18 protein-coding genes are annotated in these 22,313 nt (G+C 39.9%); 6 read left to right on the top strand and 12 right to left on the bottom strand.

Annotated features, from left to right (window positions below; all coding sequences use genetic code 11):
- Positions 1 to 28: 28 nt before the first annotated feature.
- Entirely contained in the window at positions 29 to 763 is a 735-nt protein-coding gene (rlmB, locus tag NE848_RS00280) for a 23S rRNA (guanosine(2251)-2'-O)-methyltransferase RlmB (protein WP_252110950.1), read from the top strand.
- Here the strand turns inward: rlmB and NE848_RS00275 are convergent.
- On the bottom strand, positions 760 to 1,497 hold the full coding sequence (locus NE848_RS00275; protein WP_252110227.1) for a rhomboid family intramembrane serine protease: 738 nt from the start codon (positions 1,495 to 1,497) through the stop codon (positions 760 to 762). The genes rlmB and NE848_RS00275 overlap by 4 nt on opposite strands.
- Before the next feature lie 79 nt (positions 1,498 to 1,576).
- On the opposite strand from NE848_RS00275, the gene NE848_RS00270 reads away from it, so the two are divergent.
- The gene (locus tag NE848_RS00270; protein ID WP_252110226.1) at positions 1,577 to 2,851 is read left to right on the top strand and encodes a replication-associated recombination protein A; all 1,275 of its coding nucleotides are present in this window, start codon (positions 1,577 to 1,579) and stop codon (positions 2,849 to 2,851) included.
- Here the strand turns inward: NE848_RS00270 and NE848_RS00265 are convergent.
- From NE848_RS00265 to NE848_RS00230, 8 genes are read right to left on the bottom strand one after another with little or no spacing between them, the layout of a single operon-like run.
- A complete protein-coding gene (locus tag NE848_RS00265) occupies positions 2,848 to 3,690 on the bottom strand; it encodes a hypothetical protein (protein WP_252110225.1) in 843 nt (280 codons plus the stop codon). The genes NE848_RS00270 and NE848_RS00265 overlap by 4 nt on opposite strands.
- Positions 3,687 to 5,096, bottom strand: a complete 1,410-nt coding sequence (locus tag NE848_RS00260; RefSeq protein WP_252110224.1) for a DUF5723 family protein — start codon at positions 5,094 to 5,096, stop codon at positions 3,687 to 3,689. The genes NE848_RS00265 and NE848_RS00260 overlap by 4 nt, the downstream gene beginning before the upstream one ends.
- A 1-nt stretch (position 5,097) precedes the next feature.
- Positions 5,098 to 5,649, bottom strand: coding sequence for a hypothetical protein (locus NE848_RS00255; RefSeq protein WP_252110223.1), 552 nt, complete (start codon positions 5,647 to 5,649; stop codon positions 5,098 to 5,100).
- 41 nt (positions 5,650 to 5,690) lie between these two features.
- On the bottom strand, positions 5,691 to 6,380 hold the full coding sequence (locus tag NE848_RS00250; protein WP_252110222.1) for a YjjG family noncanonical pyrimidine nucleotidase: 690 nt from the start codon (positions 6,378 to 6,380) through the stop codon (positions 5,691 to 5,693).
- The gene (locus NE848_RS00245; protein WP_252110221.1) at positions 6,367 to 7,656 is read right to left on the bottom strand and encodes a polysaccharide deacetylase family protein; all 1,290 of its coding nucleotides are present in this window, start codon (positions 7,654 to 7,656) and stop codon (positions 6,367 to 6,369) included. Before NE848_RS00245 ends, NE848_RS00250 begins: the two co-directional genes overlap by 14 nt.
- Positions 7,657 to 7,668: 12 nt before the next feature.
- The gene (radC, locus tag NE848_RS00240; protein WP_252110220.1) at positions 7,669 to 8,367 is read right to left on the bottom strand and encodes a RadC family protein; all 699 of its coding nucleotides are present in this window, start codon (positions 8,365 to 8,367) and stop codon (positions 7,669 to 7,671) included.
- Between the two features lie 60 nt (positions 8,368 to 8,427).
- Positions 8,428 to 9,780 carry a UDP-N-acetylmuramate--L-alanine ligase gene (locus NE848_RS00235; RefSeq protein ID WP_252110219.1) on the bottom strand — a complete coding sequence of 451 codons (1,353 nt, stop codon included), beginning with the start codon at positions 9,778 to 9,780 and terminating at the stop codon, positions 8,428 to 8,430.
- A 48-nt stretch (positions 9,781 to 9,828) separates the two neighbouring features.
- Positions 9,829 to 10,707 carry a tetratricopeptide repeat protein gene (locus NE848_RS00230; RefSeq protein WP_252110218.1) on the bottom strand — a complete coding sequence of 293 codons (879 nt, stop codon included), beginning with the start codon at positions 10,705 to 10,707 and terminating at the stop codon, positions 9,829 to 9,831.
- 180 nt (positions 10,708 to 10,887) lie between these two features.
- Here NE848_RS00230 and NE848_RS00225 point away from each other — a divergent pair, with 180 nt between their 5' ends.
- The 3 genes from NE848_RS00225 to NE848_RS00215 are packed head-to-tail and all read left to right on the top strand — an operon-like array spanning position 10,888 to position 18,228.
- Positions 10,888 to 15,579: a T9SS type B sorting domain-containing protein gene (locus NE848_RS00225; RefSeq protein ID WP_252110217.1), complete on the top strand. Its 4,692-nt coding sequence runs from the start codon at positions 10,888 to 10,890 to the stop codon at positions 15,577 to 15,579.
- Positions 15,580 to 15,603: 24 nt separating this feature from the next.
- Complete coding sequence (locus NE848_RS00220) at positions 15,604 to 16,536, top strand: PorP/SprF family type IX secretion system membrane protein (protein ID WP_252110216.1); 933 nt, start codon at positions 15,604 to 15,606, stop codon at positions 16,534 to 16,536.
- Positions 16,537 to 16,548: 12 nt separating this feature from the next.
- Complete coding sequence (locus tag NE848_RS00215; RefSeq protein WP_252110215.1) at positions 16,549 to 18,228, top strand: OmpA family protein; 1,680 nt, start codon at positions 16,549 to 16,551, stop codon at positions 18,226 to 18,228.
- Positions 18,229 to 18,315: 87 nt separating this feature from the next.
- Here NE848_RS00215 and NE848_RS00210 read toward each other — a convergent pair whose 3' ends face one another.
- Genes NE848_RS00210 through NE848_RS00200 form a run of 3 tightly spaced genes read right to left on the bottom strand, consistent with a single transcriptional unit; the run spans position 18,316 to position 21,023 of the window.
- A complete protein-coding gene (locus NE848_RS00210; protein ID WP_252110214.1) occupies positions 18,316 to 18,837 on the bottom strand; it encodes a DUF4136 domain-containing protein in 522 nt (173 codons plus the stop codon).
- A gap of 59 nt (positions 18,838 to 18,896) precedes the next feature.
- The gene (obgE, locus tag NE848_RS00205) at positions 18,897 to 19,904 is read right to left on the bottom strand and encodes a GTPase ObgE (RefSeq protein WP_252110213.1); all 1,008 of its coding nucleotides are present in this window, start codon (positions 19,902 to 19,904) and stop codon (positions 18,897 to 18,899) included.
- A gap of 6 nt (positions 19,905 to 19,910) precedes the next feature.
- The gene (locus NE848_RS00200; RefSeq protein ID WP_252110212.1) at positions 19,911 to 21,023 is read right to left on the bottom strand and encodes an adenylate kinase; all 1,113 of its coding nucleotides are present in this window, start codon (positions 21,021 to 21,023) and stop codon (positions 19,911 to 19,913) included.
- A 122-nt stretch (positions 21,024 to 21,145) separates the two neighbouring features.
- Here NE848_RS00200 and NE848_RS00195 point away from each other — a divergent pair, with 122 nt between their 5' ends.
- Positions 21,146 to 22,309: a 5-(carboxyamino)imidazole ribonucleotide synthase gene (locus NE848_RS00195; protein ID WP_252110211.1), complete on the top strand. Its 1,164-nt coding sequence runs from the start codon at positions 21,146 to 21,148 to the stop codon at positions 22,307 to 22,309.
- Positions 22,310 to 22,313: the final 4 nt, after the last annotated feature.

Below are 22,313 nucleotides of genomic sequence, written 5' to 3'. Positions count from 1 at the left end.
TTTTTAATAAGATATGTACATTTGCGCCATGCAGGAAACTACCAGAATTTTTGGAATAAGAGCAGTTATTGAAGCTATTGAAAGTGGAAAGTCAATCGAAAAGATCTTCATTCAGAAAGGCCTGTCAGGCCACCTTTTCCAGGAATTGAACAGGCATCTTAAAGAAGGTGACTATAACACCTCCTATGTACCCGTAGAAAAACTGAACAAGCTTAGCAAAGGTAATCACCAGGGTGTGGTCGCAAACATTTCGCCGGTAAGCTTTATAAGCCTGGACAAACTTGTAGAGCAAGCTCAGAATGAGCCCCCCGTCCCACTCTTCCTTTTACTTGATGGTCTTACCGATGTAAGAAACTTCGGTGCCATCATAAGAACTGCAGAATGCTGTGGTGTTTCAGGGATTATCATCCAGGAAAAAGGCTCTGCTCCAATAAATGCCGACGCGGTAAAAACTTCTGCCGGAGCGGTATTCAAAGTACCCATTTGTAAAGTGAATCATATTCTCGATGCAGTCTTTCATTTGCAGACCTACGATATTTCGGTGATCGCTGCAACAGAAAAAACCGAAGATGTAATTTACGATCTTGACCTTAAAAAACCTGTTGCTATTGTAATGGGGAACGAAGCTAAGGGTGTCTCTAATTCAATATTAAAGTCAGTAAACCATAAGGCTAAATTGCCTATGCTGGGAAGTATCGCTTCCCTGAATGTTTCAGTAGCTTGTGGAGCATTTCTATACGAGGCAGTAAGGCAAAGGCTCTAATCTTTCTCTGGGCCTTCTTTATAGATGTATCGATATTCCATTTCATCTTCCTCCTCATCATCATCTTCCGGAAGTTTTTCAATAAAATTTCCGTCTTCATCAAAATGCTTCATAAAAGGATCATCTTCTTCAGAATAATCGGGTTGCTCCCAGGCATATTTTGGAGGTTCAGCTATATTTTTCCTGAAGATGAGTGCAAGCCCCAAACCGCTTAACAATCCAGATAAATGACCTTCCCAGGAAATCGTTGGATCGATTGGTGTCACATACCAAACCAAGCCTCCATAAATAAATACGACTATCAGGGAAAGAGCGACCAGCCTGTAATACTTCGAGAAAATTCCTTTAAAGAATAAAAATGACGCAAGAAGGTATATGATCCCACTGGCTCCAATGTGATTTGAAGGCCTCCCTATAAGCCAGGTAAGCAAGCCTGTAGAAATGAGTCCAATTAACAACACCTTCCAGCTAATAGGCCGGTAGAAATAAAATAAGGCCAATGATAAAATAAACAATGGGATGGTATTATTGAACAGGTGCTCAATATCCGAATGAATAAAAGGAGAGAAAATAATGCCTCTCAAGCCAATAATCTCTCCGGGCCGTACCCCAAAGCTGTTAAAACTAACTCCAAACCGAACCTCTACCCAAAATACTATCCAAATTAAAAGCACAAATAATAAGGGGTAGCCTATGGTTCCGGTAGTAAAAACAAATGGTGTGGAAGCTTTCAAATTCTCTTCAATTTTAATTAATATTACAAAAAAGCATCCAAACTTGAAGGGATGTAAAACTGTCATTTAAAATACCTCTATGAATCAACCTCTGGCTGAAAGACTTCGCCCGAAAACTTTGGATGACTATCTTAGTCAGCAACATCTTATTGGACAGAATGGAGCTTTAAGACAGCAGATCAAGCAGGGAATGATTCCATCCATGATCTTCTGGGGTCCACCGGGAGTAGGCAAAACAACTTTAGCTAATATAATCGCCAATGAATCCGGCAGGCCTTTTTACACCTTAAGTGCCATAAGCAGTGGGGTCAAAGATGTTAGAGAGGTAATAGAAAAAGCTAAAAAAGGTGAAGGCCTTTTCACTACCAAAAATCCAATACTCTTTATAGATGAGATCCACCGTTTTAGTAAGTCCCAACAAGATTCCTTATTAGGCGCGGTTGAAAAGGGCTGGGTAACACTGATTGGAGCGACTACTGAAAACCCAAGTTTTGAGGTTATTTCAGCATTGCTTTCCAGGTGTCAGGTCTATATCTTGAAACCCTTTTCAAAAGAAGATCTTATCGCATTGCTAGAACGGGCAATGAAAGAGGATAAAATTATTTCTGCCAAAAATGTAAAACTTAAAGAAACTGAAGCCCTTTTAAGGCTTAGTGGCGGAGATGCCCGTAAACTGCTTAATATTTTTGAACTGGTAGTGACTTCAGAAGAAGAAAATACAGAGATCACTAATGATCTTGTGCTTTCAAAGGTTCAGCAGAACACGGTTCTATATGACAAAGCAGGGGAACAACACTACGACATAATTTCAGCATTTATCAAATCCATTCGAGGAAGTGATCCTAATGCAGCGGTTTACTGGCTGGCGAGAATGATCGAGGGTGGTGAAGATGTAAAATTTATCGCTAGAAGGCTTCTTATCCTAGCCAGTGAGGATATAGGAAATGCGAATCCAACCGCATTGGTAATAGCTAATAATTGCTTCCAGGCAGTTAATACTATTGGATATCCTGAATCGAGGATCATTCTGAGCCAGTGTGTCACCTACCTGGCTACCTCCCCAAAAAGCAATGCTTCGTATATGGCAATTAATGAAGCCCAGAGCCTGGTTAAGAAGACAGGCAATCTATCAGTTCCATTAGCTATCAGAAATGCCCCAACTAAACTTATGAAAGACATTGGTTACGGTAAAGATTACCAGTATGCCCACAATTATGAAAATAATTTCGTGGAAGCTGAATTTATGCCAGATGAAATTAAGAACACCACGCTCTATAATCCCGGCAACAACCAAAGAGAAAATGCCCAGAGGGAATTCCTCAGAAAAAGATGGAAAAAGAAATACGGTTATTAATCAACCAATTCATATTTGACCAAAACCTTCTTATTTTCCTGCCGACTGAAATATTCCACGATAAGATTATCTTGAGAATCAAAGTAAGCAATACCCTGATTGGTGAGAGAATTATAGATAAAACTTTTCCCTCCTTCAGTTTCTATTAAAATGGCGATAGGCTCAGAAGCATTTTCCTGATACAAACCGTAGCCTTCCTCTGTTTCGTTTAAAGAATATATTTTTCCAGCGTAGCGATATCTATTCACTCCTTCTTCGGATTCATAAGATTCTGTATCCTCTTCTAGAATTATTTCAGATTCTTCTTCGATAATTTCCTGAATATCTTCTTCCACCTCCTCTTCAGCTTCAGGCTCTTCTTCAATTTCAACCTGCTTTGGCTGCGGAATATTAGCCGAAATACTGGCACTTGAGTCGTACAGATAATCCAGTTTTTTTATAGACTCAAAGGCCTCCCTCAATGCTTCCTGAAAAGCTACCTCAAAATCCTTCTCTCTACTCCTTCCCTCTTTAGAGGTAAACACCACATTGCCGTAGCAATCCTCAAGTTTAAGGACCAGCTTTGTTACAAAGATCCCCGAATTATTTTCAAGCTTAGTAGTTATACCAAGGCAGGGATTCTGTTTCAGGTCGGCTGGTTTATCCTCAGTTTTCATTAAAGTATTAAATCCTTCCTTTTCAAAGAGGAATTTCGTCATTGAATTAAGTCTGTACTGATCTACCTCTCCAGTAAACTCATATGTTTCAGGAATTAAAATATATTTATACTGATTCAGACTCTGTCCTGCTGAAATAAATATCACCCCGAAAGTAAAAAGGGCTGTAAGTAATTTTCTCATAAATCCTTAAAAATAAATTGCATCCCAAATTGCAGGGAAGCACTGTTTGCTTTTGCTAAGTTAGTATAACCAATAATATCATTTGCTGCAAGATAGATATTAAAATTCTTAAACCGGGAAGACACCATTAATCCAAGTTTCGTTAAACTGTAATCGTCTACCCCATAAGCGAGCCTGAAACGTAAATTATCAGTTACCTTCCGGTCCCAGTAAGCCGTCACTCCATAGGTAGGTCCTTTACTTCTATTGACTCCCGAGACCAGCATCCCGAAAAGGTTCATATACCTGGGTTTTTTACTGATCAAATAATCACAGGGAAGAATGGATTTACCGGTTCCAAACTCAAAAGAGGCATTGAATTTAAGCGGCCTCCAGGTATTATACTCCTCATAGGTTGTTTCCTCCTTTAAATTCGCATCCAACTGTTCCTCAAAAACTTCCCAGTAAGGAATGGTAGCCTGGTTATTATTAAGTTCGGGGAATAAGGGTTCCAGGCCATTCGTTTCATAAGAACCAAAATAACGGTAATTCTCTACATCTTTCTGATGAAACATCAATCCAAGATCCTGAATGGAAGCATTTATCGCAAACTGTTCGGTAATTCTATAATTAAAACCAATGTCTACACCCACACCAACATTCTGCCCGAAAAAGGAACGACTTAAAAGTTCTGCCACTGCCTGATCCACAGTCATACTTTCCTGTTCCTTTAAAGAAGCATAACCCGAAGTATTTACAACCACATCCAGACCATCAACTTCATGCCTGTAGAAATTTGGACCATTAGGAGTTTCAATAGTCCTGAAAGCACCATCATTCTGGGTACTTTCAGCGTTAAAAATACCCGAGTACAATTTAAACCTGGCTCCAACCGAGAGTTTCGGATCTACTTTATAATTAAATCCTACATGGTACGTGGTAAGTACCTCTCCGGTAAAATTTGCATCCGAAAATTTGAAATCCTTCCCAATGTAATCGGCATTACCTTCAAAGGCAAGTAGAGCCGGATCCTTTGGGAAATAAGCAAATACATCTAGCTCCTGGTAAACTCCCGCAGAGATGTAGCCCCTCGCCCCTATCTTCCAGCCAAAAGAGAGTATCTCCAACTGTTCATTGATTGAAAAATAATCCCCTGAAGTAATTCTATTCATTACATTCTGCACACGCTGATTCACATTGGGATTCTCATCGCTAAAAACATCATAGGTAGTAACACCCGTGGAACCCGCAAAGACATGTATCTGCGAAAAGAAGGGAACCCCAATATGCTTTGTAAAATCTATTCTAGTGCCCGGATTTTGAAGTAAAGCCTGAGGAAGATCATCTACATTATACAGCAAAGGCCTGTTTTGGCTATAACCTATTACCGAAGCAAAAATGAATAAGATCAGGATCCTTTTACCCATACTAAAATTCAAATTTGAACAGACCTTTTGAAGAAAAGTCAAGTTCTCCTTTGATATCTTTTCCACCACCCGGCATTTCAAGCTCTACAACCATTAGAATGGATCTTCTCACCTTTTCGATATTACCCCCTTCCATAACATGTAGTGTATCAACTACTGAGAGTGAATCGGTCGAGCCCGCCGGGATATCATAATTAACACTAAATTGTTCCCTTCCCGCTTTATTTAAAAAGCGGATTTTACTTTTTATGTCGTTCGGAAAGCTATTTTCGTGCCGAAATCTAAATTCTGCATACATTAAACCATCCTGAATATAATCATCATCCAGAAATTCCAGCCTTACAGTGTCCCGAATAACCGGCGAAAAAGCATTCGTTTCAGAATCAAGAAAATCATTTTCATTAAGCTGATAAAAGAGTAAGTCGACTTCGAGATCGGGTGCAAGTTTTATATCCTGAGCCTGCTCAAAGTCCACATCCTTAAAGCAGGAAGTAAGAATCAGGCTTAAACCGATCGCAATAAATGGTATGATGCGCGACTTTAAAGGAAACATAAAGGCTTTCTTTGCCCAACGAAAATACCTATTCTTTATTGTTATAAATAATTAAGAAGCTCTTTTAACTTTTGGATCTGAATAAACTGATTTTGAGCATCTTGATCTTCTGATCGCAGATAGATAGCATGTAAACCGAATTGAGAAGCACCAACTATATCAGCCTCAAGATTATCACCTATCATCACCGATTTTTGTGGTAATGCTCCGCTTTTTTGCAAAGCCTTTTCAAATATCTGTGGATGCGGTTTTTTGACTCCTGCCTCTTCGGAAGTAGTTATTGTTTGAAAAAAGTCAAAAATACCAGAGTTGACCATTTTTCTCTGCTGTACCTCCTCAAAGCCATTAGTGATTATATGAAGTTTATAAGTATTTCTTAAGTGATCTAGCACCTCCATACTTCCTTCAAGAAGGTGATTGTTATTGGGCAAATATTCAATATAATCATCTGCAAGCAGATTGATCGTGGCATCACAGGTTTCAAACCTTAGAGAGTCAAAACTTTCCTTTAATCGTCCATATCTCAAACTTTCTTTGGTAACCGAGTTATTCCTGTATAATTCCCAGTATTTGAAGTTTATTGGCTTATAGACTGCCAGAAAATCATCGACATCGATTTCTATATTCTGCTTTTTGAATATTTCTCTGAAAGCAAGGGCGGAATTACGGTCAAAATCCCAGAGGGTATGATCCAGATCAAAAAAAACATGTTCAATATCAGTCAATTTCATGAATTTGTTTTAAAAAGGAATAATATAGGTCTTTGTCTGAATATCGGGAAAAATCGTGATTTTTAAAAACACCCCTGAAAATTCCACCTACCGCCTTAACTTCCATAAGCATACGGTTTAGGTCATCACGTAATTTGGTCTTAGACATTGTTTCAACCACCGAGGAGTGGAACGCATATGGATGAACCTTTAAAGGAGTGGTAACCTCCATATTTATATCATAAAAAAGATATGGGGTGCACGTCCCAGCCCTAAAACCAGGCACATCTGGGTATCCCATTGAATGATCATTATTTATTTCAAGTTCAATAAGATCGTTATAATTATCGGGAAGTCGAAGGTTAAATTTTGAATTCATCGCGTGCTCAACAGGGCTATGTACAATTTCCTCCATTCTAAGTTTTTCTTTGCGCAGACTCTTTATCTCCTCCATTGCATAATATCCCATCAACAGGCCTACCTTGGCATAGTCGGCAACCGATTTGATCACTGCCCTGTGAGGAATACGATTATGACTAATATTACGGTCATGTATAGAAAAGTCACTCAACTGGAACATGAAAAGCATAAAGATTTTATGCTGCTTGATAAGATCAATAAGATCCTCAAAAATATCAAAAGGATCATCTTTTAACCTTGCCCAGACCTGAAGCCGGTCTGCCACTCTTCCAATATTTAGACTAACAAGGTCCAGGAGCATCCCAATAAAACTGCGCAGAAAACCTTTGTTCTTGAAAATGAAGGTATTTTCAGAAGTGATTATGGTTCCGGCCTTAAATTTCCTTTCCCCGAACTCCAGTTTTGGAAATCGCTCCAGCAATATCTCCCCAAACTTTTGCGCCCAGATATCGACTACCGGTTTATGCAAAAAACTCTCCTGGGATGCCAGGCTTTCGCTGGCAGGGAACCTGCCCGCTTCATCCTTAACGTGTGGCAGATATTCCTCATATCGACTCAACAAATAAAAAGAAGCCGCAAAAATATCAAAAGGAAGATCACTTGCTTCAGGCAGTTGAAAAAAACAGATCGTATCATCCCATGGCTGCACCTTAATTTCCAGTTCTGAAAAGCCCTGTTCCATTAGAAGGTCCACCTTTTGAATAAAGAACTCATTACCCATAGCCTGACGACCATATGAAAGTTTAGCACCATCATGAGCGATGAACTCCTCTATCTTGGAAGTAAATTTAATTGGAATCCCAAGAAGATGTGTACAAATATGTTTGAACACATACATTATTCTGGGTGTGACTTTCTGAGTATAAATTAATAACATTCAAAAGTTGACTTATAGCATACCTTCATCTGCAAAGCTAAGGTAGGACTTTTCAGTTACAATAATATGATCAAGAACTTTGATGTCCAGACTTTCCGCGGCGGTTTTCAGCTTTTTGGTTAGTTGCTTATCAGCTTCACTGGCCTTTAAATTACCTGAAGGATGGTTATGAACAAGAATGATTGAGACCGCACCCAACTCCAAAGCCTTTTTAAGGGTGATTCTCACATCAACCAAAGTCCCTGTGATCCCTCCTTTACTTATCTGAAATTGTTCGATAATCTTATTGCTGTTATTGAGATAGATTATCCAGAATTCTTCATGGGGTAATTCTCCAATAATGGGTAACATGATCTCATAAACCGAGTGACTGGAAGTAATTTTCTTCTGCTCGAGGGCTTCTTCTAGCCTGCGCCGCCTTCCCAACTCTAATGCTGCTACTACAGCAACTGCCTTGGCAGGACCAATACCTTTGAATTTGCAAAGCTGATTTATCGAAAGCTTTCCCAACTCATTGAGATTATTACGCACGGATGAGAGAATCCTTTTGCTCAGCTCTACGGCACTTTCATTTTTGCTACCTGAACCGAGAAGAATGGCTATTAATTCAGAATCACTCAAACTGGCTTTCCCCTTTTGAAGAAGCTTCTCCCTGGGCCGGTCATCCTCAGCCCATTTCTTTATACTCAGATTGATTTTATCATTATTCATCTTAAGTTAAAGATAAACAATGGATTGAAATCTTTAGAAAAACAATTGAAAATCAAAAAACTAAATAAGCGCCTTAAGTTCATCCATATCCAAACCTCCATAATTACCGCTACTCATCATAAGCAGAACTGAATCTTTAAGGGAAAGTTTTTGCAATTCCTCTTTAAAAGATTCTGAAGTCGTGAAAACTTTAAGCCCGTGTTTATTGAACGCCGTTCTTATTTGTTCTATTGACACAGGTTCCAGCTTTTTAAGCGCCATGGCGTCTGGTGAATAAAATACCAAAGCCTCATCTGCAGGCTCTAGGCTATTTCTATATTCCTTTAAAAATTCTGAATTCAGGCTGCTGTACGTGTGTAGTTCAAGACAGGTGACCAGTTTATTATCTGGATACTGCTCCCTTACCGCAGCCGTACTTGCAGCAACTTTTGATGGACTATGGGCGAAGTCCTTGAAGATTATAGCCGAATCCGTTTCAGCAATTTTTTCAAGACGTTTGGAAGCTCCACTAAATGTCGCAATAGCTTCATAAAAATCATCCTCATCAATACCCATATGCTGGCAGATCCATTTTGCCCCTGCCAGATTGTTAAGATTATGCTTTCCGAATATTTCCAGGGGGAGTTCTCCTTCTGGCACATCAAGAATTGTTGAATCTGCATCCAAATGGTAATCTGGAGTATGATAAGGATGTTTTCTGATTGGATTTTCAGATTCTTCAGCCAGTCTCTTTACTTCCTCATCTTCCTCATTGTAGACAAGTATTCCGCCATTTACAATTGAATCTATAAACACTTTGAATTGCTCTACATAATTTTCATAAGTTGGGAACACATTGATATGATCCCATGCGATTCCGCTTAGAAGAGCAATATTTGGCTGATATAGGTGAAATTTCGGCCTTCTGTCTATAGCTGATGAAAGATACTCATCCCCCTCGATCACGATAAAATCATTCTCATCGGTCAGATGGACGGGATTTTCAAGTCCCGTCACTGAAGCCCCTACCATATAGTCAATCTCCTTTTCATGATAATTCATCACGTGAAGGATCATAGAAGTAATTGTGGTTTTCCCATGTGAACCACCAATGACCACCCGGGTTTTGTCTTTTGATTGTTCAAACAAAAATTCGGGATATGAATAGATTTTTAAACCAAGTTCCTGAGCTTTGATCAATTCAGGATTATCAGCTTTAGCGTGCATCCCAAGAATGACTGCATCCAGTTCTTCAGTTATATATTGTTCATTCCAACCTATATTCTCGGGGAGTAAGCCATATTTAGCAAGTTTTGATCTGGAAGGTTCAAAAATCGCGTCATCGCTTCCTGTTATCTCATGATCTTTTTGCTTTAAAGCGATTGCCAGACTATGCATGGCACTTCCACCAATGGAAATAAAATGGATCTTCATGGAAATATTTTGTGCAAATATAAGATTTTGGGATAGCCTGAAGTGGGATTACAGCCTTTGAATTTTTTGTTTTTCGGCAAGAGCTTTTTCAAAATCAGGATCTATCTCAAGCGATTTTTCAATATGCGCTAAAGCCGCCTGGCGATTATTTTGAGCTCTTTCTATTTGGGCCAGCCTGAGATAGGCCCAGGCAGGCGTTTTGAGGTCTTTATACCCATAATTTTCGATATACTCTTCTAAAAACTTTTTTCCTTCTTCAAGCTGAATTTCATATATAGCTGCCGCTTCTCCCAATTCATATTTCAGATAATTTCTTGTAAGCAAATCTGGATTTTTCACCGCCACTCTGATAGCCTCATTGTATTTATTTTTTGCCAGTTCACGATACTTGTCAATTTTATAGATGTAAGCGTCAGCCAGAAGTGCATCAACCTGGTTCAAACGATCCAGATCTGAGGCATAACTTTCGGCGATTGTTTTACTACCTCCAATAAAGCCGGGAATTTGCATATAAAACTCCACAAGAGCTCTTCTCGCCTCTTTGTGAGTTGGATCAAGTTCAGCCGCCTTCTTCAAATATTTCTTAATATCTCCCAATAGGATTGCAGCCTGAAATTTAGATCCATAATAAGCTTTCATCCCTAAGGCTCCACCTAATTTGAAGTTATACATAGCATTTTCAGGATCCTTTTCTACCAGAGATTCATAATAATTGATGGCCTCATCCCAATTTTTATTAAAACTTGCGATATCTCCTAGAAATTCTATAGCTTCAGGTTCATTTTTATGCTCCTGAAATATTTTTTTAGCTTCATCGATTTCTCCATTGTTCAGCTTCCTTTCCCCGTCAACTATACTGGTTTGAGCGAATGACATACCTACAAAGAGGTAAAATAAACCGATGAGGTGCTTAAAGTTTGTTAACATAGATAAAATTTTCTTAAATTTAGTGCAACCAAGACCCTGTTTACCAATATAATTGGGTTAATATGCTAATAATTGTTAAGATGTTACTTAAAACAACTCGGCATATTAAAAATTATTTTAATATTTGTGCAACTTTTAATGAGTTTTAACCTAATACTAATTGAAATTAACACCTAGCCTATGCAAAATTTTACTTTGAGGTCTAAGGGGAGAATCTTTTACCTCCTTGCCTCATTTTTTCTTATCGGAACCTTGTCCTCTTTTGGGCAGGACTGCGCTACAGTGGCAGATGATGATGCCGGGACTCCTGGCAATCAGCAAACCTACTGCTACTTACAGACAATTCAAGATCTTATAGAAGATGGCACCAGTGGTGGTACGAATACTGCGATCTACGAAACGTCTGATACAGTAAATGATACCAACCCTATCCCTTCAGATGAACTTCTAACTGATGGTGTAACCTATTTTGTGGGAAGTACAACAGAAGATTGTGATAGAGTAGCCGTTGATATTACTGTAAATGCCGCTCCTACACCAATGAATACCGTAACCGACAGTCGAGACGATTTTACATTATCGCCTTGTGTTTCTTCTGGATTTACAGTAGCAGAACTGGAAGACTTATTTAATCCTGAGAATGTAGATTATCAAATCGAAGTTTACGATAGTGAATTTGGAACAACAGCCCTTGCTGGCACTGTGGAGCTAACGCCAGGTGAAAGCTACTTTGTAGGACAGGTTTCCACTGTTTTAGGAAATTGTCCTTCTACCAGAGCTGCTGTTGGATATGATCCAATTGAAGCCCCGGGCCCTACTGCTGACGCAATTCAAATTGTGTGTGAAGGAGCTACTGTAGCTGATCTTACAGCATCAGGAACCGAACCAAATACGCAAGCTATAAGATGGTATAGAAACAGGAATTCGAATACCCCACTTGCAGATAATACCGTTTTAATTAATGGCGAAGATTATTTTGCCGGTCAGGTTGTAAATGACCGAAATGATCCTTTCCCTCCATGTGAAACTCCAATCGCAGACAGGACTCAAGTGATAGTTCAAATAGATGATATTGATGCAGGAAGTGATAACAGTGAGACTGCATGCCAATCGGAAATTGAAAACAGAATTTCGGGAGGTGAATCACCCAGAGATATTTTCTTGAGCTTAACGGATAATGGGGTTCCAACTGATGGCACTTTTGATCCTACAATAGAGGAACTGGTTAATATGTATAATTTAGATCCAACTCAAACTTTTACAACAGAATACACTATAACTTCCGAAAATGGATGTCAAGATTCTGCGCTACTAACTTTAACCGTTGTTGAGGATCCAAATGCAGGATCTGATATAAACGAGACAGTATGTAGTTCAGACCTCGAAGACCCATCAGATCTTGCCTCAAGGTTCAGCGGGTATCTTTCTGATGGTCGCGATACTGATGGATCATTTGACCCAGATCCAAGTGCAGTTTATGCTCAATATCAATCAGATTTGAGTTCCGGTTTATTACCTCAAACATATGTAGTTATATACGAGGTAGATAATGGAACTTGTACAGATGAAGCTACTATAAGTCTTACAGTCAATCCTTCTCCAGATGCTGGTGAAGACGGAAATGCAAATTTAAATTCCACAGATGCTCCTGTAAATTTATTTGATTATCTTAATGGAACACCTGATATGGGAGGAACCTGGAGTCCAGTTAACCCAGATGGAAGTTTCGATCCTTCAACAGATGCTCCAGGTGATTATACCTATACAGTTACTAATTCTTACGGTTGTTCAGATTCTGCAGTTGTTACAGTAACTGTGGATTCCGATTGCACAGGGACAGAAGCTGGTAGTGATGGCCTAGGTATCCTTTGCGAAGATGAAGTTGAGACACTTTTTCCTTCTTTGAACGAAGTTAGAAAATATTATCTGAGTCTAACTGACCCGGGAGTACCAGGCAATGGCACTTTTGATCCAACCATCCAGGAAATGGTAGACATGTACAACGCTGATGCTGATGGCCTTGGAGATTTCACAACAACATATACTGTTACGGTAGATGGATGTACTGATTCTACCGAACTTACCGCTAGGGTAATTGCTAGAGAAGAAGCAAACGCTGGAAGTGATATTACACTGGAGTTCTGTACAGGTGATGCTGATCAGAATCTTTATGACTTTATATCAGATGGAGCCCAAATGGATGGAATATTTGCAGGATACCCTGATGGAATTTTTAGCCCATCAACTGAGGGCACTGGTACTTTTTCTATAACATATACTGTAGATGATTCAACTTCCTGTATACTTGAAGGGGATAGTGATTCGGCTACATTCACAATTACCGTAAATGAAGGTGATGCAAACGCAGGAGAAAATGGAATTGTAGAAATTGCTGAAGATGCTGACCCTATAAACCTCTTCGATTATCTTGGAGGAACTCCTGACACTGGAGGAATGTGGGATCCAGGAGACGGAACTTTTGATCCTTCCACTGATTCTGCCGGTACATTTACTTACACTGTAACAGATGGTGATTGTTCCGATTCAGCTACAGTAACCGTAAGTATTTCTTCCGACCCAGATTGTACAGGTGCAGAAGCCGGGGCTGATAATATTGGTGTCTTATGTGAGGATGAAGTTGACACAATATTCCCTGATAATGCCAGCGTTAGATCATTTTTTATAAACTTGTTAGAAGAAGGCGTACCCGCTAACGGCACCTTTGATCCAACCATCCAGCAAATGATAGACATGTACAACGCTGATGCTGATGGCCTTGGAGATTTCACAACAACATATACTGTTACGGTAGATGGATGTACTGATTCTACCGAACTTACCGCTAGGGTAATTGCTAGAGAAGAAGCAAACGCTGGAAGTGATATTACACTGGAGTTCTGTACAGGTGATGCTGATCAGAATCTTTATGACTTTATATCAGATGGAGCCCAAATGGATGGAATATTTGCAGGATACCCTGATGGAATTTTTAGCCCATCAACTGAGGGCACTGGTACTTTTTCTATAACATATACTGTAGATGATTCAACTTCCTGTATACTTGAAGGGGATAGTGATTCGGCTACATTCACAATTACCGTAAATGAAGGTGATGCAAACGCAGGAGAAAATGGAATTGTAGAAATTGCTGAAGATGCTGACCCTATAAACCTCTTCGATTATCTTGGAGGAACTCCTGACACTGGAGGAATGTGGGATCCAGGAGACGGAACTTTTGATCCTTCCACTGATTCTGCCGGTACATTTACTTACACTGTAACAGATGGTGATTGTTCCGATTCAGCTACAGTAACCGTAAGTATTTCTTCCGACCCAGATTGTACAGATGGACCTAACGCTGGAGCTGATCAAACTATAGAAGTATGTGGACTTGAGGTAGAAGATTTGTTTCCAGATAATGCCAGTGTTAGAAAATTTTATTTAGACCTTTTAGAAGAAGGTGTTCCAACCAACGGCACTTTTTCTCCTACAATTCAACAAATTATAAATCAATTTCAAGCAGACGTGGATGGCCTTGGAGATTTCTCCACCACCTATACTATTACAGATGGGGAATGCTCAGATTCAGTCACGTTAACTGCTTCCGTGTTCCCTGCAGACGAAATGGTTATTGGCAGTATCACAGACCAAAGCGTTTGCCAAAATGATGATGCCTTCGACCTATTCACTTTACTTCCTGATGGAGCGGATGCTAGCGGAAGCTTTGAAGGATATGAAGACGGGATGTTCGATCCTGCTGTTCAGGGTGAAGGTTCTTTTGATATCACCTATTCAGTAAGAGATGTTGAAAATTGTGCTGCTGGTGAAGCTAGTTTTACTGTAACAGTAACCGATGCCGCTTTTGCCGGAACAGATATGGATCTTAGCGTTTGTATGAATGCTGGAGTTCAGAACTTGTTCGATTTCCTTTCAGCTGATGCCGATATGGATGGTGAATTTACCTTAAATGGTGATGTAATTGCTGATGGAATGATGGATCCTGCTACTTTTGATGCTGGTGATTACGAAGTTACTTATACTGTAACAGCAATTAATGATTGTGGGGATGATACTGCTACATTCAATATAACTGTTCAGGAGACTCCTGCCGCACCAGATGTAGCTACCTCAATTTCTTACTGTGCGATCCAGTCACCTACCGGTGCTGATCTTATGGCAGAAGATGACAGTCTTACTTTCTATACAGATGAGGATCTTTCTATGATGCTAACTGCAGAAGAAGAACTGGTTGCCGGAACTTATTACGCAACACAAACAAACGATGCAGGTTGCGAATCGGATGCTACTGCAATTGAAGTAAGCATTTCAGATCCAGGAACGCCAACTATCGACGATGCTAATCCAAGCTTCTGCGAGTATGATGATCCAACGATCGAAGATCTTAACGAAGCAGTTGATCAGACATCAAATGTTACCTGGTATAGCTCTGAAGATGGAACCGAACCATTGAGCACAGGAACTGCACTGCAGGACGGTGTTACATATTACGCTTCTCTTTACGATCCTGAGACCGATTGTGACAGTTCTGAGCGACTTGCTGTAACTGTAACTATTGAAGATTGTCCACTATTGTTCCCTGAAGGTATATCACCTAATGGCGATGGTATGAACGACACCTTCGATATTGAAAACATAGAAAGAGAATATCCTAATTATACTATTGAAATCTACAACCGTTGGGGAGATGTAGTATACAAAGGGAACGCCAACACTCCAGATTGGGATGGCTCGACCAACCAGTCAGGTTCTTTAGGCGATGACGTTCTACCTGTTGGAGTTTACTTCTACCTCCTCGATTACAACGACGGGGTTACTGCTCCAAGAAAAGGAAAAGTATACTTAAGTAGATAATAAAAGGATAAACACGAGAAAGTAATGAAAAAAATAATCACAAAATATCTAATATTCGCAGGCATTATCCTTTTCTCTATAAAAGGTATGTCTCAACAAGATCCGCTTTTCACTCAGTATATGTACAACATGAGTGTAATTAACCCAGCCTATGCTACCGACGATCCTGGTATGCTGGATTTGGGAGCAATCTACAGAGCTCAATGGGTAGATGTTGAAGGTGCACCACGTACCTTCAACTTCTTCGCCCACACTCCTGTTAGTGAACGAGTAGAATTAGGTCTAACCGTTGTACACGATGAAATTGGAGGCTGGGTAAAGGAAAATAACATAACTGCAGATTTCGCTTATGTGATTCCCGCCAGTGAGACCACTAAATTATCATTTGGTGCCAAAGCTGGATTAACAACCTGGGACGCCAACCTAAGTGGTATAGACCTTAATGATCCTAACGACCCGGCTTTTGAGAATCAAAATGAGATTTTTCCTGTATTCGGAGTTGGTGCATTCTGGTTTGGAGATAAACACTATTTAGGTGTTTCTGCCCCTAACCTATTCACATCAAAACATATCGAGAATAGTTCAGGGCTTCAGGATCTTGGAGCCGAAGAAGTACACTACTTCGCGACTGGAGGATATGTTTTTGGAATTAGTGACAACTTTAAACTTAAGCCTTCATTTATGGCGAGAGGTGTTAAGGGATCACCACTTTCAGTAGATGTAAATGCCAATGTACTTCTTTACGACCGTTTAGAAGCAGGTGTTGGATACAGATTTGACGAAAGCATCACCGGCCTGATTAATTTCAGAATTACTCCTGCTTTAAGAATAGGTTATGCTTATGATTATCCAACCTACGATTTAAGTGACGAGGGATCACATGAGATCATGCTATTATTTGATCTTGATCTATTTGGACTTAAAAAAGGATATGACAAATCACCAAGATTCTTCTAAAACCCGACTAACATGAAAAAAATATATAGTACACTTTTAATAATTTCTATAAGCATTACCGCCTTCGCCCAGAAGTCGGATATAAGGGATGGAAATAAATTTTTCGCCCAGGCAGCTTATATTGATGCCGCTGATGCTTATGAGAACGTAAACGATAAGTCTCAGGAAGTTCTTCAGAATTTAGGAGACTCCTACTTCTATACGAACCAGATGCAAAATGCAGCTGAAGTATACGAGTTATTATTCCTTAGACATTCAGGTAATGTTGAACCTGAATATCAGTTCAGATATGCGCACGCTCTTATGGCGGTGGGCAATTATGTGAAGGCTGATGAGTATATGAACCAGGTAACTGGAGAAAACTGGAATCATGGAGAATTCGCTGAAACACTTGATACACTTGTTCCTCACAAATTCAAATATGACCAGGTGATGAACAACCAGTCTTCTTCAGACTTTGGAATAGCTTTCTATGGAGACAGAGTGGCTTTTGCTTCTACAAGGAACCAGGAGCGTCCAATCTATCCATGGAACAAGCTTCCTACTTTAGACCTTTACAGTGCAGAAATGACAGATGAAGGTGAGATGACTGATATTGTCCTTTTCTCTGATGCGATCAATACCGATCAGCACGAAAGTTCAGCTACATTCAGCCAGGATGGAAATGTTATGTTCTTTGACAGGACCAACGAGGACAGAGTTAAGAATGAGGAAGATGTTCGGGTTGCTCATATTAGTCTTTACCGTGCCGAGAAGGTAGACGGTGAATGGACTAACATCGAGAAACTACCTTTCAGTAGTGAAGAATATTCTGTTGAACACCCTAGTTTAAGTGCAGATGGATCAAAACTTTATTTTGCCAGTGACATGCCGGGCGGAAGTGGTTCATTTGACCTTTACGTTGTAGATGTTAACGAGGATGGAACTTATGGTTCTCCTCAGAACCTTGGTCCTGGAGTGAACACTCCTCACAGGGAGCAATTCCCTTTCATCAGCGAAGAAGATATTCTTTATTTCGCATCTGATGGACACCAGGGATTCGGAAACCTTGATATCTACAGAACCGAAGGTGACTTTTCAGAAGCTGAGAACCTTGGTGCATCTATCAACAGCGGACATGATGATTTCGCATTCGTGATCAAAGAAGGTGATGAAGAAGGTTTCTTCGCTTCAAATAGAAGAGGCACAGATAACCTTTATCAGTTTGTAAGAGAAGAGAACGAGATTATCGAAGCTCCTACTGTAACTGATGAAACAAGTGGTCAGGATATCATTCCTATCGATGGAAGCAAGATCTACTTCGATTTTGACAAGGCTACTATTAAGCCTGAATCTGAGCCGGTACTTGATTCTGTTGTGACTTATATGAACGATTATCCAAATATCAAAGTAAAAGTGGAATCTCATGCTGATGCGAGAGGTACCGATAAATACAACATGGATCTTTCTGAAAGAAGAGCAGCTTCTACAGTTGAATACCTTGTAGAACATGGTATAGACAGAAGTAGATTAACTTCTGAAGGATTTGGTGAAAGCAGACCTGTAAATGACTGTACTGAACCAACAGGATGTACAGAAGAGCAGTATGCTAAGAACCGTAGAAGTACCTTCGTTGTATCGAATAATGGTTCATCTATGGACACTGATGATATGGAAGAAGGTTCAGAAATGGAAAATGAGGAAGAAAACTAAGTTTTCTAACCGATACTAACTAACCAATCAAAAAGTGAAAGCCCCACGTAAAACGTGGGGCTTTTCTATTACGCTTATTTGTTAATTCTATTTCTTTGGAGGATAACCCTCCAGGGCCTTTTCAACTATCTTATCAAACCTTTCCTGGCGTTCTTGTGGATCAGCATTAATATTGAACGGACTCTCAACAACAGCTTGCCAGATCAGCGTATCCTTTTCAACGTCAATAAAATCAAAGGTTAACTTCATATAAGTATCCATCTGGCCCACAGGAATTCCTCCGGAAACACCTACGCCAACATTTCCACCACCTCCTCCAATGCCTACTCCAACACGGCTTCGGTTATCCTGCTCAAATCTTTCAGTATAGACATTTACATAGATTCCGGGATCTTGAGATTCAGAGAAACCTTTTACCTGCATTTCCTTTTTCAGGCTTTCAATAAGACGTCCCTCATCCAGCTGACTTAAACCGGATTGAAATTCAGGAAATAGGGCATAGTTTGAGTAATTAGAAAAGTTAACCTGCTGGTCATAGTCATATACTGCCCGCGGGGAATTACAGGCAGTTAAAAGCAATAAAAAGAAAGAATATTTAAGTAGTCGCATAACTGATTTTTACTAAAATTACGCAAAATCAGTTCCAGACTTAAGTGCTTTAACAGGAATTAAACAGGCTCCTTATTTAGCATTTGCCATAATTTATCCTTTAATTCAGTAAGACCATTCTGTGCGACAGACGAAATAAACAAATAGGGCTGATTTAGATTCTCATCCAGCTCCTGGGTTAATTCCTCTTTTAATTCTGCATCCAGAAGATCGCTTTTAGAAATAGCGATTAACCGATCCTTATCCATTAATTCAGGATTGTATCTCCTCAATTCGTCCAGAAGGATCTCATACTGCTTTTTGATGTCTGGAGCGTCTGCTGGGATCAAAAACAGTAAGGTAGAGTTTCTTTCAATATGCCTGAGAAATCGATGACCTAGCCCCTTTCCTTCGGCAGCACCTTCAATTATACCAGGAATATCTGCAATCACAAATGTTTTAAAATCCCTATACTTAACGATCCCAAGATTAGGCTTAAGTGTAGTAAATTCATAATCGGCGATCTTGGGTTTGGCGGCTGTAATAACCGAAAGCAAGGTCGATTTGCCTGCGTTTGGAAAGCCTACAAGACCCACATCGGCCAGAACTTTTAGCTCCAGAGTTATATCGATCTGCTGGCCGTCAATTCCTGGTTGAGCATAGCGAGGAGTCTGATTAGTGGAACTTTTAAAATGCCAGTTGCCACGACCACCCATACCTCCTTCGGCTACTATGAACTCCTGACCGTCTTCAGTAATTTCCTTGATTATCTTATTGGTTTCAGAATCCCTTATCACGGTTCCAAGAGGAACTTCTACATAAGCATCAGAGCCATCGGCCCCGGTGCTTCTTTGTTTTCCACCATCTCCACCGTGCTCGGCTTTAACGTGCCTTTGAAACTTTAAATGGTATAATGTCCAGAGATTTTTGTTTCCCTTCACGATAACGTGGCCTCCACGGCCACCATCCCCGCCATCAGGACCTCCTTTAGCTATATATTTTTCACGGTGGAGATGAGCAGAACCCTTCCCTCCTTTTCCGGAAAAAACATGCATTTTTACATAGTCAACAAAATTCCCTTCAGTCATTCTATCTTATTTCATTAGCTTATCGATCACAATGCTCAAACGCTCTGTGATCTCTTCAATACTTCCTACTCCATCAACCCCAAAGTACCTGTCCTGCTTCTGATAATAATTCTTCAGAATTGCAGTTTCATTATAGTACACTTTAATTCGATTTCTTATCACAGCCTCATCGGCGTCATCAGGTCTTCCCGAAGTTTTTCCTCTTTCAAGCAAACGCTCCACCAGAATATTATCTTCAACTTCCAAAGCTATCATTGCATGAACCTTAGTTCCTTTTGATTCCAAAAAATCACTTAAAGCATCAGCCTGAGCTTCTGTACGTGGGAATCCGTCAAAGATAAAGCCATTAGCATCCTCATTCTTCTCCACTTCGGCTTTCAGCATATTTATCGTAACCTCATCCGGTACCAGCTGACCTTTGTCGATATAAGATTTAGCGCTAAGGCCAAGTTCCGTTTGATTCTTGATATTGTACCGGAATACATCTCCTGTTGAAATATGCACAAGGTTATACTTATCTTTAAGAATTGTCGCCTGGGTTCCCTTGCCTGCACCCGGAGGCCCAAACAATACTAGATTTGTCATTTTGTTTTCTTTGCGTTTATATACTTGAGTGAGGTTACGACCAAGACCGTCGTAATCCAGCCCGAAACCTACGATAAATTTATTTGGTATCTCCATCCCAACATAATCTACAGGAATGGACTTTTTATATGCTTCCGGTTTATAGAAAAGGGTAACCACTTTATAATCCTCCACCTCAGCCTGTTTTAAAATCTGATCAATCTCCACCAATGTATTTCCTGTATCTACTATATCTTCCAACAGGATCACATTTCTTCCTTTAAGGTCCTGATTCAGCCCAAGAAGGGTTTTAACCTTCCCGGTACTTTCAGTCCCCTCATAAGATCCTAATTTAACAAAGCTGATCTCACAATCCCCCTCAAACCTTTTAACAACTTCAGAAGCAAACATAAAAGAACCATTGAGAACACCAAGAAACAAAGGCCTTTTATCACCGTAATCCTTGTTAAGTTCTGCCGAAATTCTCTCTATTGTTTTAGTGATTTCCCCTTCTGAAATAAAAGGTTCAAATTCAAGATCATGCAGTTTTATCAAAATTCTCAGATTTAAAGTGGCAAAGATAAGGAATCTCGATAAGCCCGGCAGCCCGATTTCTTACCGAATATGCATTGCAGGAATTACGAATAGGTTATTTTTGCGAAAAGCCTATTGAAATTATGGTAAATTATTTTTCTTCAGACTTTAAACTTGGAATTCTCGGGGGAGGTCAACTCGGGAAAATGATGCTGTACGAAACCAGAAAATACGATATCCAAACCCGTGTTTTGGATCCCAGTGCAGAAGCACCCTGCAAGATTGCATGCAACTATTTTGAACAGGGCGATCTTATGGATTACGACACAGTGCTCAATTTTGGAAGAAAAGCCGATGTGGTTACTTTTGAGATCGAAGGTGTAAATGTAGATGCACTTAAACAACTAGAGTCTGAAGGAATCAAAACTTATCCTTCTGCAGCGACACTGGAAAAAATCCAGAATAAAGCAATTCAGAAGAGATTTTACAGGGAACAAAATCTACCTACCGCCGAATTTGAGGTTTTTGATTCTGTCAAAGATCTGAAAAAGGCAGTCGATGAGAAAAATATAAGCATTCCTTTCGTCTGGAAAAGTGCTACAGGAGGTTATGACGGGAAAGGGGTTTCTGTGATCAAAAAACAGGAGGATCTTGAGGATTTATCTGATGGAGAGTGCATCGCTGAAAAACTGATCCCTTTTAAAAATGAGCTTGCCGTTATAGTAGCTAGGAATCCTTCAGGAGAGAAGAAAACCTATCCAGTAGTGGAGATGGAATTTCATCCCACGGCAAACCAGGTGGAATACGTGATTTGCCCGGCAAGAATAGATGAAAAGGTAGCCGAAAAAGCTAGAAAAACAGCAGAAATGGTTTCCGAAGCTTTTCAGCATGTAGGCTTACTGGCTGTTGAAATGTTTCAGACAGAAGACGATGAAATATTGATAAATGAAGTAGCACCAAGACCTCATAACAGTGGTCATTATAGCATTGAGGCTTCCTACACCAACCAGTTTGAGCAACATGTACGTGCTATTCTCGATCTACCTCTCGGCAATACAGATAGTCAAGTAGGCGGGATTATGGTAAATTTGGTGGGCGCCGAAGGTCATGAAGGTAATGTAGTGTATGAAAATATTGAGGAGATCATGAAGATGGAAGGCGTTACTCCTCATATTTATGGCAAGAAGATCACCAGGCCATTCAGGAAAATGGGCCATGTGACCATTGCCAATAAAGATCTGGCAGAAGCAAGAAAGATTGCTGAAAAAGTAAAGAACAGTATACGAGTAATAAGCGATAATAAATAAAGGA

It is taken from the genome of Gramella jeungdoensis (assembly GCF_023805255.1).
GTDB classification, from domain to species: domain Bacteria; phylum Bacteroidota; class Bacteroidia; order Flavobacteriales; family Flavobacteriaceae; genus Christiangramia; species Christiangramia jeungdoensis.
This window is presented reverse-complemented; position numbering and strand designations above follow the sequence as displayed.